The organism is Streptomyces sp. NRRL B-24085, assembly GCF_001282115.1.
Lineage (GTDB): Bacteria > Actinomycetota > Actinomycetes > Streptomycetales > Streptomycetaceae > Streptomyces.
The window spans coordinates 1-12,952 of the sequence record NZ_LJBR01000084.1 but is presented as its reverse complement, the minus strand read 5'-3'; the positions used below and the strand labels follow the sequence as shown (position 1 = coordinate 12,952).

General features: G+C 71.8%; 12 protein-coding genes. 5 read left to right on the top strand and 7 right to left on the bottom strand.

Features of this window, described 5'->3' with window-relative positions; genetic code table 11:
- Positions 1-168: 168 nt before the first annotated feature.
- The 7 genes from AOJ26_RS12440 to zapE all read right to left on the bottom strand — a co-directional run bounded on the left by AOJ26_RS12440 (position 169) and on the right by zapE (position 8,849).
- Positions 169-1,686, bottom strand: coding sequence for an FAD-dependent oxidoreductase (locus tag AOJ26_RS12440; protein ID WP_053848318.1), 1,518 nt, complete (start codon positions 1,684-1,686; stop codon positions 169-171).
- A gap of 21 nt (positions 1,687-1,707) precedes the next feature.
- The gene (locus AOJ26_RS12435) at positions 1,708-2,604 is read right to left on the bottom strand and encodes a polyphosphate kinase 2 family protein (RefSeq protein ID WP_053848317.1); all 897 of its coding nucleotides are present in this window, start codon (positions 2,602-2,604) and stop codon (positions 1,708-1,710) included.
- 81 nt (positions 2,605-2,685) lie between these two features.
- Positions 2,686-4,053 (bottom strand): PhoX family protein, encoded by a 1,368-nt coding sequence (locus AOJ26_RS12430; RefSeq protein ID WP_053848316.1) that lies wholly within the window; start codon positions 4,051-4,053, stop codon positions 2,686-2,688.
- A gap of 100 nt (positions 4,054-4,153) precedes the next feature.
- Positions 4,154-4,930, bottom strand: a complete 777-nt coding sequence (locus AOJ26_RS12425; protein ID WP_053848315.1) for a slipin family protein — start codon at positions 4,928-4,930, stop codon at positions 4,154-4,156.
- Between the two features lie 99 nt (positions 4,931-5,029).
- A complete protein-coding gene (locus AOJ26_RS12420) occupies positions 5,030-6,511 on the bottom strand; it encodes a SulP family inorganic anion transporter (protein WP_053848319.1) in 1,482 nt (493 codons plus the stop codon).
- 5 nt (positions 6,512-6,516) lie between these two features.
- Positions 6,517-7,095, bottom strand: coding sequence for a carbonic anhydrase (locus AOJ26_RS12415; protein WP_053848314.1), 579 nt, complete (start codon positions 7,093-7,095; stop codon positions 6,517-6,519).
- A gap of 689 nt (positions 7,096-7,784) precedes the next feature.
- Positions 7,785-8,849, bottom strand: coding sequence for a cell division protein ZapE (zapE, locus tag AOJ26_RS12410; protein ID WP_053848313.1), 1,065 nt, complete (start codon positions 8,847-8,849; stop codon positions 7,785-7,787).
- Between the two features lie 73 nt (positions 8,850-8,922).
- Here zapE and AOJ26_RS12405 point away from each other — a divergent pair, with 73 nt between their 5' ends.
- From AOJ26_RS12405 to AOJ26_RS12385, 5 genes are all read left to right on the top strand, one after another.
- Positions 8,923-9,720: a pyrimidine reductase family protein gene (locus tag AOJ26_RS12405; RefSeq protein WP_053848312.1), complete on the top strand. Its 798-nt coding sequence runs from the start codon at positions 8,923-8,925 to the stop codon at positions 9,718-9,720.
- A 152-nt stretch (positions 9,721-9,872) separates the two neighbouring features.
- Positions 9,873-10,346, top strand: a complete 474-nt coding sequence (locus AOJ26_RS12400) for an indole-3-glycerol phosphate synthase (protein ID WP_179200227.1) — start codon at positions 9,873-9,875, stop codon at positions 10,344-10,346.
- A 45-nt stretch (positions 10,347-10,391) separates the two neighbouring features.
- The gene (gene murC / locus AOJ26_RS12395; RefSeq protein ID WP_053848310.1) at positions 10,392-11,783 is read left to right on the top strand and encodes a UDP-N-acetylmuramate--L-alanine ligase; all 1,392 of its coding nucleotides are present in this window, start codon (positions 10,392-10,394) and stop codon (positions 11,781-11,783) included.
- A 13-nt stretch (positions 11,784-11,796) separates the two neighbouring features.
- Positions 11,797-12,204 (top strand): peptide-methionine (R)-S-oxide reductase MsrB, encoded by a 408-nt coding sequence (gene msrB, locus AOJ26_RS12390; protein ID WP_053848309.1) that lies wholly within the window; start codon positions 11,797-11,799, stop codon positions 12,202-12,204.
- 129 nt (positions 12,205-12,333) lie between these two features.
- On the top strand, positions 12,334-12,952 hold a 619-nt coding region (locus tag AOJ26_RS12385), incomplete at its 3' end, for an AMP-binding protein (protein ID WP_159044272.1).

Here is a 12,952-nt window from a genome sequence, read left to right as displayed (position 1 = left end):
GCGCCGCCGCTCCCCACCCGGGGAGCCGGGTGGGGAGCGGCGGCGCAGGCCGAGAGGGCGGCGCCGAGGACGCAGGCGGCGGTGACGTGCCGTACAAGGGTGATCACCATACGAAAATATGGTGAAACGCCCTATGTGCCGCTCATCCCCGCCGGTGACGTCACCCGCTCAGATGTCCCGCTGCTCCAGCGGCTTGGTCGCCGGGCCCTGGATCACCTTGCCGTCCGTGTCGAAGCGGGAGCCGTGGCACGGGCACTCCCAGGCGTCCTCGGCCCCGTTGAAGGAGACCAGGCAGCCCAGGTGGGTGCAGCGGGGCGAGACGGCGTGGAGGTTGCCCTCGTCGTCGCGGTAGACCGCGAGCCGGTCGCCGTTGACCCGGACCACGGCACCCTCTCCCGGCGGCAGCGACTCCAGCGGGGGAGCGGGACGCAGCCGGTCGCCGACGAAGTGACGGGCCACCTGGGCCTGCGTCTTCAGGAAGGTCGGGGCCTCGCGGACCGTCGAACGCAGCCGGCGCGGGTCGTACAGATCGCTCCACGCGCACGGCTCACCGGTGATCTGGGCCGTGAGCAGACGCCCCGCCATGATGCCGCCGCTCATGCCCCAGCCGCCGAAGCCGGTGGCGACATACGTGTGCCGGGCACCCGGGTGCAGCGGGCCGACCAGCGGCACGGTGTCGGTGGGGTCGTTGTCCTGGGTGGCCCAGGAGTGGGTGAGCTCGACGCCCGGGTAGTGCCGGGCGGCCCACGCGGACAGGTCGTCGAACCGGGTCCGGGTGTCGCCCGTGCCGGGAGTGAAGTGCTCGCCGGTGACGATGAGCAGCCGCTTGTCGGCGTCCAGGGGAGCCGTGCGGACCGAGCGGGTGCCCTCCTCCGGCGTGATGTACATGCCGTCCGGATCCCGCTCCCGGTCGATCGTCCCGGCGACGACCAGCTCGCGGCGCGGGGAGAGCCGGGTGAACAGCAGGGCCCGGTCGAAGATCGGATAGTGGGTGGCGACCACGACGTCCCGGGCCGTCACCGTGGCCCCCGTGTCCGTCGACAGCCGGCACGGCTCGCCCTCGTCGAGCCCGAGGACGGCGGTGTGCTCGTGGACCGCCGCACCCGAGGCGACCAGGTCCTCGGCCAGGGCCAGCAGGTACTTGCGCGGATGGAACTGCGCCTGCCCGGTCGCCCGGACCGCGCCCGCCACCGGGAACGGCAGCCCGGTCTCCGTCACGAACGACGCCGGCAGTCCCGCCTCCCGGGCGGCCGCCGCCTCGGCACGCAGCTCCTCGACCCGGCTCTCGTCACGGACGTAGGTGTAGGCGCTGCGCTGCTCCCAGTCGCAGTCGACGCCGAGCTCGTCCGCGATCTCGGCGGCCCGTTCGATCGCCTCGCTCTGCGAGCGGGCGTACAGCCGGGCGCCCTCGGGGCCGCGGGTGCGGCGCAGCTTGTCGTAGATCAGTGTGTGCAGGGCGGTCAGTTTGGCGGTGGTGTGTCCGGTGACGCCGGCGGCCACCCGCCCGGCCTCCAGGACCGCCACCCGCCGCCCCGCCCGCGTCAGCTCCCACGCCGTGCTCAGCCCGGCGATGCCGGCGCCGATGACGGCCACGTCGACGTCGAGGTCCTCGGTCAGCGGCGGCCGGGGTCCGCCGGGTGCCGTCTCCAGCCAGTACGAGCCCTTGACATGCCGGTTCTCGGTCATGGACCCCGAGTACCCCGGGATTCACTGTTCCAGCAGCCGCCTGCGCGCTTCCTCCACGTCGAAGTCCGCCTCCGGGTAGCGCGGGTCCAGCTCCGACAGGTGCTCCAGGAGGAGCCGGCTGACCGCCCAGTTCCGGTACCACTTGCGGTCGGCTGGGATCAGGTACCAGGGCGCGTGCGGGGTCGAGCAGCGCTCCAGGGCCGTCTCGTACGCCTGCTGGTAGGCGGGCCACAGGGCGCGCTCGTCGATGTCCGCGACGTTGAACTTCCAGTGCTTGTCCGGGCGGTCCAGGCGCTTGAGCAGGCGGTCGCGCTGTTCGCCGTACGAGATGTGCAGGAAGCACTTGACGACGGTGACGCCGTCGTCGGCGAGGGACTTCTCGAAGTGGTTGATCTCGTCGTAGCGGCGCTCGATCTCGGCGGGCGGGGCGAGCGAGCGGACGCGGGCGATGAGGACGTCCTCGTAGTGCGAGCGGTCGAAGATGCCCAGCTCACCGGCTTGCGGCAGGGCCCGTTTGATGCGCCAGAGGAAGGAGTGCCCCAGTTCCTTGGGCGTGGGTGCCTTGAAGGCCTGGATGCGGCAGCCGGACGGGTTGAACAGGCCGATGACGTGCTTGACGGTGCCGCCCTTGCCGCTGGTGTCCATGCCCTGTAGCACCAGCAGGACCCGGCGCCGGTCGCCCGCCGTGCTCGCCGCCCACAGGCGTTCCTGGAGGTCGGCGAGCGGGGCGGCCAGCTCGGTCATCGCGGCCAGGCCGGCCTTCTTGTCACGGGGGCCGGCCGGGGTCTCCCGGGCGTCGTGGGCGGCCAGGTCCACCGGTTTGCCGCCCGGTATCCGCAGCAGCTCGCGCAGGGCCGGGTCGGCCCCGTCCGTCGGGCCCTTCCCCGCCGCGCGCGTCCTCGAACCCTTCTTCGACATGGGGCACCCCTTCCGGTCCGGGTCCGGTCCCTCGATCCTGCGCCGGGGGACCGGGGGCGCGCCAGCCGTCGTGGAGGGCGGCTACCTGCGCCAGGGCCCCGTCACCGCGAAGGTCGTCCCGGGCGTGTAGCAGTTGACGTACATCGTCTGCCCGTCGGGGGAGAAGGTGACGCCCGCGAACTCGCCCCACTCCGGCGCCTCGGGCGTGCCGATGTTCTGCGCGTTGCGGGCCATCGCGTACACCTCGCCGTGCCGGGTGACGCCGAAGACGTGCTGGGCGCCGTTGCCGTCCTCGCACACCATCAGGCCGCCGCTCGGGGCGAGGCAGATGTTGTCCGGGGACTCGCCGGGCAGTTGCACGTCGGTGTCGGGACCGAAGACGATCACCAGGGTGAGCCGGCGCGCCGAGGGGTCGTAGCGCCAGATCTGCCCGAAGTGGTCGGCGGCCGAACCGTCGGCGCTGCGCGCGAACGACGACACGAAGTAGACGGACTTCCCGCCCCAGTAGCAGCCCTCCAGCTTCTGGGCGTGGGTGATGCCCTTCGGCCCGAAGTCCTGGAGCCGGACCGGGGTCTGGGCGGCCAGCGGGTCCGGTACGTCGACCCACTCGACGCCCTCGAAGCAGGCACCGGTCTCCTGGATCAGGGACAGGTCCGGTACGCCGGGCACCCGCATCGCCTGGAGCCGGCCACCGGCGCGCAGGGAACCGAGGCCGCCCTCGGGCCGGTTGGGCAGGAAGCGGTAGAACAGGCCGAAGGGCTTGAGGAAGGCGTCCTCGGTCTCGTAGACGATGCCGCGCCTGGGGTCGATCGCGATCGCCTCGTGCTGGAAGCGGCCCATCGCGGTCAGCGGTACGGCGCCCGAGCGGTGCGGGTCGACCGGGTCCACCTCGAAGATGAAGCCGTGGTCCTTGGTGTAGCCGTTCGTCCCGGCCTTGTCCTCGGTCTCCTCGCAGGTCAGCCAGGTGCCCCAAGGGGTGGGCCCGCCCGCGCAGTTGACGGCGGTGCCGGCGATGGCGACCCGCTCCGACAGCACGTCGTCGCGGGAGTCCAGCGTCAGGGCCGTACAGCCGCCCTTGCCCGCCGGGTCGTAGGTCAGGCCCTTGACGGTGGGGACGGCGAGGGCCGCGGTGGGGCGGTTCTCGTGGTTGCGGACCAGGTGGACGCGACCGTGTCTGCCGGGCAGGGCGGTCATGCCGTCGTGGTTGGAGGGGACCTTGCCCTCGCCGGAGCGGAGCTGGTCGCCCTCACGGGAGAGGACCTTGTAGCGGAAGCCCTTCGGCAGGTCCAGCAGGCCGTTGGGGTCCGGGACGAGAGGGCCGTAGCCGGTGTGGCCGAGGGACTGGGCGGCGGCGGTGCCGGCGAAGAGCTCGGAGAGGGCGCCGGTGAAGGCGATGCCCACACCCAGGGCGCCGCTGCGGGCCAGGACCTGACGTCGTGTTGCGGACATGGCGAAGCAACCTTCCTGCTGGCGGACAGGACTGTGACGTCGCTGTGTCTATCACCTGGCTCGGCCCGCGGGAACCACGCGCGTAGCGTGTCCCGGCCCGTCAGGTCCCGCCCGGGCGCTCCTGCGCCCGCTCCAGGAAGCGCAGCAGCTCCACCGGGAAGGGCAGGACGAGCGTCGAGTTCTTCTCGGCGGCCACCGCCACGACGGTCTGCAGCAACCGGAGTTGGAGCGCGGCGGGCTGCTCGGACATCTCCTTGGCGGCCTCCGCGAGCTTCTTGGAGGCCTGGAGTTCCGCGTCGGCGTTGATGATCCGGGCCCGCCGCTCACGGTCGGCCTCGGCCTGCCGGGCCATCGACCGCTTCATCGCGTCCGGCAGCGACACGTCCTTGATCTCGACGCGGTCCACCTGCACGCCCCAGCCGACGGCCGGGCTGTCGATCATCAGCTCCAGGCCCTCGTTGAGCTTCTCGCGGTTGGAGAGCAGGTCGTCCAGCTCGCTCTTGCCGATGATCGAGCGCAGTGAGGTCTGGGCCATCTGGGAGACGGCGAACCTGTAGTCCTCGACCTTCACCAGGGCGCTGGCCGCGTCGACGACCCGGAAGTAGACGACCGCGTCCACACGCACGGTCACGTTGTCCCGGGTGATGCCCTCCTGGGCCGGCACCGGCAGCGTGACGATCTGCATGTTCACCTTGTGCAGCCGGTCCACGAACGGCACGACCACCGTGAACCCGGGCTCGCGCACCTCGCCCGCGAGGCGTCCGAGGCGGAAGACCACCCCGCGCTCGTACTGCTTGACGACCCGGGCCGCCGCCGCGAGGTAGACCAGGCCCGCGGAACCGGCCGCCACGGCCGCCGTCAACAGTTCCTGGAGCATTCCGACCTCCTCGTCCAGAGGTCCGTATGTCTGCTCCTGCAACGATATGCCCGGTGCCCGGTCCGGGGCCACGAGGTCCCCGGACCGGGCGGGAGAGCGTTACGGGGCCGTGGTTCTCACCAGCTCCGGTTCCGTGACCCGCACGGGTTCCGTGCCGACCGCGCTGTGCCGCTCGGCCCAGTTCTCCAGGGCCGTGCGGCAGGCGTGGTCCAGGTGGTGCAGACCGGAGAGGTCCAGCTCCACGGGACGGTCCTGGGGCAGCGACTCCAGGCTGTCGAGGATCTTCGGCAGCCGCAGGAAGGTGGCGTTGCCCGACAGGTGCGCCTGGATCGGACCCGCGCCCTTGTCGACGATCTCCAGCTTGAGGTGCGAGGCCTCCCAGGCGGTCTTGACGACCGACAGGGCCAGACCGATGAGGACGCCCTCGAACATGTTCACCGCGACGATCGAGACGGCCGTGGCCACCAGGATGAGCGCCTCACCGCGGTGCCCGCGCCACAGCGACACGATCTCCCGGAAGGGGATCAGCTTGAAGCCCGCGTGGACCAGGATGCCGGCGAGCGCGGGCAGCGGGATCAGCGCCAGCGTCGAGGGCAGCAGGGCCGCGAACAGCAGCAGCCACACGCCGTGCATGACCCGGGACGCCTTGGTCCTGGCACCCGCCTGGACGTTGGCGGAGCTGCGCACGATGACCGCGGTCATGGGCAGGGCGCCGAGCGCGCCGCACACCGTGTTGCCCACGCCCTGGGCCATGAGCTCCTTGTCGTACTCGGTGCGCGGACCGTCGTGCAGCCGGTCCACGGCCGCGGCGCTGAACAGGCTCTCGGCGGAGGCGATCAGGGTGAAGGCGAGGATCGTGCCGAAGATGGCCGGGTCGGCCAGCTCGCCGAAGGCCTCCGCGCCGGGCGGCTGGACGGAGGCCAGCAGGCCGTTCACCTCGACGGTGGCGACCGACAGACCGAGGACCTGGGTGGCCAGGGTGGCCAGCAGGACCGCGGCGAGCGCGCCCGGCACGGTCTGCGCCTTCCTGGGAAGCCTCTTCCACAGCAGGAGCACCGCGATGGTGCCCGCGCCGACGGCGAGCGAGGCGAGCGCCGTGGGGCTGCCGAGCGCGTCGACGACCGCGCCGGGCAGTCCGAGGATCTTGTCGAGTCCGGAGGCGGGGGCCTTGAGACCGGCGGCCGAGTAGAGCTGGCCCGCGATGATCACGAGGCCGATGCCGGCCAGCATGCCCTCGACGACCGAGAGGGATATCGCGCGGAACCAGCGCCCCAGTTTCAGGGCGCCCATGGCCAGCTGGAACAGTCCGGCGGCCAGCACGATGACGCCGAGGGCCGGCAGCCCGAACTCGGTCACCGCCTCGAAGACGAGGACGGTCAGACCGGCCGCGGGTCCGGAGACCTGGAGGCTGCTGCCCCGCATCAGACCGGTGACGATGCCGCCGACTATGCCGGTGACGAGGCCGAGTTCGGCCGGGACGCCGGAGGCGACGGCCACGCCCACGCAGAGCGGGAGCGCGACCAGGAAGACGACCAGGGAGGCGGCGAAGTCCTGCCGCAGGTGAGGGTATTTGGTCATCATCCCGGTCACAGACCCTCGAACGCGTCGGTCTCGGCGCGGTGGACGCGCACGGCGCCCGTGTGCACCTCGTAGTACCAGGCGTGCAGGGTCAGTTGGTCCTCCGCCAGCTTCTTGTCGATGAACGGGTAGGACCGCAGGCGCAGCACCTGGGCCAGGACGTGGTTCTGCACGCCCTCGGCGACCTCCGGGTCCTCGGTCGTGCCGGACGGGCGCGGGGTGGCGTGGTTGAGCCAGGCGCGCACGGCCGGGACGGCGTCCAGGTCGTCGCCGCGGACCAGGGCACCGACGGCGCCGCAGTGGGAATGCCCGCAGACCACGATGTCGCGGACGCCCAGGACCTCAACGGCGTACTCGATGGTGGCCGCCTCGCTGGTGGGGTGCTCGGAGGCGTAGGGGGGAACGATGTTGCCCGCGGTGCGCAGCTCGAAGAGCTCGCCCGGGCGGGCGCCCGTGATCAGGGCCGGGACGACCCTGGAATCCGAGCAGGTGATGAACAGGACCTGGGGGGACTGGCCTTCGGCCAGCTTGGCGAACTCCTCAGGGCGCTGTCCGAACGTACGGGCGTTGTCGATGAGGGGCTGCATGTGGTGACTCCTCCTGGCGCGCCGTGGGGGCGCGTCGGGCTTACCAGGCGCGCCGAAGGGCGCGTCGGTTGACATGACAGGTGGGGGAACAGAGGTGGGGGACTGCTCTGCTGTCAGCAGCGGAAAACTTGAAGTGCCGCCGGAGCGTGGGCTGTCGAGGGTCTCGACAGGCGGAACTCGCCTGCTGCCACCCGCTCGGGCGCGGCCGCCGGCTCCTCGGCCGACAGGGGACGCTCGGGCCCCTGAGGGGCGAAGTCGACGGCGCGGTGCCGGTCGCGGGTGCGCAGGGGACCGGTCGGGTCCCCGGCGTGGTTGCAGTGGCGTTTGCCGGAGGCTTCGGTGTGCGACGCCTTGCCGGAGAGCGTGGTTCCGGTCTGAGCTTTGGCCTCAGCCTGACGGCCTGTGTGCGCGGTTGCGAATCCCGCGGAGTGTGCGAAGAACGGGAGCGCCAGAAGAACGGCGGCGAGGACCGCTGTCACGGTCCGTACCGTCGCACCTCGGAACATGCGCCCCCCTCTCGGCAGTTCACACTTCTAGCCTTGACCAACCGTTGGTCAACGCTTGGTCAAGAAACACCTTAGCCCGGCAAAGTTGTTTGCTGGGTTAACTTAACGTTTCCGGCTGAAGAGAGGCTGAAGCGCGCCGGGTCGCTGACGCGAACTGGCTCTTGACGTGCGACGTTTCGCTGATTAAGCGACGAGTCCCTTGGCGTCGCGCGCCAGCGCGGTCAGCCGGGATATCGCGCGGAAGTACTTCTTGCGGTAGCCGCCGTTCAGCATCTCGTCGCTGAACAGCTTGTCGAAGGGCATCCCGGACGCCAGCACCGGCACCTCGCGGTCGTAGAGCCGGTCCGCGAGCACCACGAGCCGCAGCGCCGTCGACTGGTCCGGCACCGGCTGCACATCGGTGAGGCAGACCGCCCTGAGATCGTCGGTCAGGGCGCCGTAGCGGCTCGGGTGGACCCTGGCGAGGTGCGCGAGGAGGCTCGGGAAGTCGTCGAGCGAGGCGCCCTGCGTGGCGTGCGCCGCCCTGGTGACCTGCTCGTCGGTGAACGGCGCCGGCGCCTCGGGCAGCCCGCGGTGGCGGTAGTCCTCGCCGTCGATGCGCAGCGGGCGGAAGTGCGCCGACAGGCCCTGGATCTCGCGCAGGAAGTCCGCGGCCGCGAACCGGCCCTCGCCGAGCTTGCCCGGCAGGGTGTTGGAGGTGGCCGCGAGCGCCACGCCCGCGTCGACCAGCTTGCCCAGCAGGGTGGAGACCAGGACGGTGTCGCCCGGGTCGTCCAGTTCGAACTCGTCGATGCACAGCAGGCGGTGCCCGGAGAGCGTCTGGACCGTCTTCTGGAAGCCGAGGGCACCGACCAGGTTGGTCAGCTCGACGAAGGTGCCGAAGGCCTTGAGGGCGGGCTCGGCGGGGGTCGCGTGCCAGAGGGAGGCCAGCAGGTGGGTCTTGCCGACGCCGTAGCCGCCGTCGAGGTAGACGCCGCGGGGGCCCGCCGGGGCCTTCGGCGCCTTGGGCCTGCCGAACCCCAGGAAGCCGCGCCTGCCGCCGCCGACCGCGTGCGCGCCGCCCAGGCCCGCCGCGAAGCCCTCCAGGACCCGGACGGCCTCGGTCTGGCTGGGCTGGTTCGGGTCCGGGATGTAGGTGTCGAAACGCACCGAGTCGAACCGCGGCGGCGGCACCATCTCGGCGACCAGCCGGTCCGCGGGGACGTGCGGCTCGCGGTCGCACAGGGACAGCGGGGCGGAGCCGGTCATCGAACCGGACCCGGACGCGGCGGGGGAAGTAGACACGGTTCACCATGCTAAGCGCCGTGCCACACTGCACGGCATGCGACGCCTGTTCCCTGTGACCGACGAGACAGCGATCCGGAGCCCCGAGGGGGAGGCCGGCCATGACTGGAGCCTCGCCGAGCTGGCCGCCGCCTACGCCTACCCCGAGCTCGGGCCGGGCCCCGGGACCCCCGAGGTGTGGCTGCGCGCCAACATGGTCGCCACGCTGGACGGGGCCGCCCAGCACGACGGCCGGTCGCACCCCATCTCCACCGCGACCGACATGCGGATCTTCGGGACGCTGCGGGCGCTCGCGGACGTGGTGATCGCCGGTGCGGAAACGGTCCGGCAGGAGGGGTACCGGCCCGCACGCGCGCGTGACGAGTTCGCGGAGATGAGGGAGGCGGCCGGACAGGGCCCGGCTCCGGCGATCGCGGTGGTCACCGCGAGCCTGGACCTGGACTTCTCGCTCCCGCTGTACACCTCGCCCCTGGTGCCCACGCTGATCCTCACCGGCGCCGCGGCGGCCCCGGACCGGATCGCGGCGGCCGAGAAGGCGGGCGCGCGGGTGGTGATCGCCGGGGACGGGGTCGGCGTGGACCCCGTCCGGGCCGTCCGGGCGCTCGCCGGGCTGGGGCACACCCGGCTGCTGACCGAGGGCGGCCCCCGGCTGCTCGGGCAGCTGGTGGCCGCCGGGGTGCTCGACGAGCTCTGTCTGACCGTGTCCCCCATGCTCACCGCGGGTGACGCGCAGCGGATCGCCGGGGGGCCGTCGGTGGCCGTCCCGGCACGGTTCGTACTGGACTCCCTGCTGGAGGAGGACGGATTCCTCTTCAGCAGGTATCGCAGGCCCTGACCGTCCGGAGGCGTGTTCGATCGGTGCCGCCGAGGCCGACATCGGCGGAATCTGTCGTTCCGTTTACCTTCCGGCGGGCACACTGAATCCGGCAGTACCCGTGCGATCACGGGGCAGGATGGTTTCCGCAGAGGCAGAGAAGGGGACGCCCGGTGTTCACTAGCGTTTTGATGATCGAGAAGGCCCTGACGTCCGCCGACGTGGAGTTCGTCACCACTTTGCACGGTGACGAGTCGGTCGCCTTCCACGTGCTGCTCCAGCCGCGCGGGGACCAGGCCGACCGGCTGCTGCGGGCCATCGACGACGTGGCGCTGGGCGAACTGGACGAGGCCGTACGGGAGCGGGAGACGCCCGAGGGCGAGGCCGCCAAGGGTGTGGGGGAGCGGGCCCTGGAGGTGTCCCTCCAGGCGCTCAGGGCATCCGGCAGCGAGGCGGAGGGCCGGCTCATCGAGGACCACCCCCTGGACGCGCTGAAGTCCCTCGTCGACGAGATCGGCGCGGACGAGGTGATCGTGCTGACCGACCCCCACTACGTGGAGGAGTTCTTCCACCGGGACTGGGCGTCCCGGGCCCGGCACAAGGTGGGCGTCCCGGTGCTGAAGCTGTTCTCGCACAGCAAGGCATAGGCTGGCCCCCGCATCCGTACCGCACCACTTTGGGGAGACACACGCATGGCACCCGGCCTTCCTACCGCCATGGACCGACCGCACTTCATCGGGATCGGTGGGGCCGGGATGTCGGGGATCGCGAAGATCCTCGCGCAGCGCGGGGCGAAGGTGGCCGGCAGCGACGCCAAGGACTCGGAGACCGCGCAGGCGCTGCGGGCGCTCGGCGCGACCGTGCACATCGGACACGCGGCCGAGCACCTGGCGGCCGACGCCACCTGCGTGGTCGTGTCGTCGGCGATCCGGGCCGACAACCCCGAACTGGCCCGGGCGGCCGAGCTCGGCATCCCCGTCGTGCACCGGTCCGACGCCCTCGCCGCGCTGATGGACGGCCTGCGGCCGATCGCGGTCGCGGGGACGCACGGCAAGACCACGACCACCTCGATGCTGGCGGTCTCCCTGTCCGAGCTGGGTCTGAAGCCCTCGTACGCCATCGGCGGCGACCTGGACGCGCCCGGCTCCAACGCCCTGCACGGCGAGGGCGACGTCTTCGTCGCCGAGGCGGACGAATCGGACCGCAGCTTCCACAAGTACGCCCCCGAGGTCGCGATCGTCCTCAACGTCGAGCTCGACCATCACGCCAACTACGCCTCGATGGACGAGATCTACGCGTCCTTCGAGACCTTCGTGGACCGTGTCGTCGAGGGCGGCACGCTGGTCGTCAACGCGGACCACGAGGGCGCCCGGGAACTGACCCGGCGGGTCGCGGCGAGCGGCGTGCGCGTGGTGACGTACGGCGACGCCGAGGACGCCGACGTACGGGTGCTCTCGGTCGTCCCGCAGGGCCTGAGGAGCGAGGTCACCGTCGAGCTGGACGGCTCCCCGCTCACCTTCACCGTGTCCGTCCCCGGCCGCCACTACGCGCACAACGCGGTCGCCGCCCTCGCCGCCGGTGCCGCCCTCGGCATCCCCGCCGCCGAGCTCGCGCCGGCGCTGGCCGCGTACACCGGCGTCAAGCGGCGCCTCCAGCTCAAGGGCGAGGCGGCCGGGGTGCAGGTCATCGACTCCTACGCCCACCACCCCACCGAGATGACCGCGGACCTGGAGGCCATGCGCGCGGCCGCCGGTGACGCCCGCATCCTCGTCGTCTTCCAGCCCCACCTCTTCTCACGGACGCAGGAGCTCGGCAAGGAGATGGGGGACGCGCTGGCGCTCGCGGACGGCTCGGTGGTCCTGGACATCTACCCGGCCCGCGAGGACCCGGTCCCCGGGGTGACGAGCGAGCTGATCATCGAGGCGGCGCGGGCCGCGGGAGCGGACGTGACGCCGGTCCACGACAAGGCGGAGGTCCCGGAGGTGGTCGCGGGAATGGCGAAGGCCGGTGATCTCGTTCTCACCATGGGCGCGGGCGACGTGACGGACCTGGGCCCGCTGATCCTGGACCGTCTCGCGAAGTAAGGGGCTGAGCTTCATGTCGTACGACGTCGAAAAGCCGGACGAGCAGTGGCGTGCGGAGCTGAGCCCGGCCGAGTACGCCGTGCTCCGCCAGGCCGGGACGGAACCCGCCTTCACCGGTGAGTACACCAACACCAAGACCACCGGCGTGTACTCCTGTCGCGCCTGCGGTGCCGAACTCTTCACCTCGACCACCAAGTTCGAGTCCCACTGCGGCTGGCCGTCCTTCTACGACCCGAAGGACAGCGACGCCGTCGAACTGATCGAGGACCGCTCGCACGGGATGGTGCGCACGGAGGTGCGCTGCGCCCGCTGCGGCTCACACCTCGGGCACGTCTTCGAGGGCGAGGGGTATCCCACGCCCACCGACCAGCGGTACTGCATCAACAGCATCTCGCTGCGGTTGACGGCGGACGAGGACTGACACGGGGGCCCCTTCACCGGGTTCGGTGGCTGGTTTCGCCAACTCCGCCTGCTCGGCGCCCACTTGCGATGCGGTGGTGGGTGCGCGGGCGGGATACGGTGCGGAGTCGGTGATCCAGAGGGAGGCCCGATGCGCGTCGGGGGAGAGTCCGCGGTCCGGCCCGTGGTCGAGTTGCTGGTCGGGAACGCCTCGCGACACGGCGGGAAGCTCGCCTTCGCCGACGACCGGCGGGCGGTGAGCTGGGCCGAACTGGAGCTGCGGACACGGCAGTTGGCGGGCTCCCTCGGAGTGGAGCGGGGCGCCAGGGTGGCGTTCTGCCTCGACGACGGTGTCGAACTGGTCGAGGGACTGCTCGCCACGGTCCGGGCCGCCGCCGTCGGGGTGCCGTTGAGCCCGCGCGGGACCCATGCCGAGCTCGCCGCACTGCTCGCCGACTGCGATCCGGACGTACTCGTCGTCGACCGGCGGCAGTTGACGCGGATCGCCAGCGTGGTCGGGGAGCGCTCACCGCGACTCGTGGTGACCGGGGAGGGACCGGTGCCCGAGGGGGTCGCGCACTTCGACGACCTCGTGGCCGACGGCCACGGCCCCGCACCCCGCGACGACCTCGGCCTGGACGAACCGGCCTGGCTGCTCTGCACGTCCGGCACCTCCGGCACGCCCAGGGCCGCCGTCGCGAGCCAGCGGTCCGCGCTCTGGTCGCCGGTCGCCTGCTACCTGCCCCGGCTGGGGCTCTCGGCGGACGACC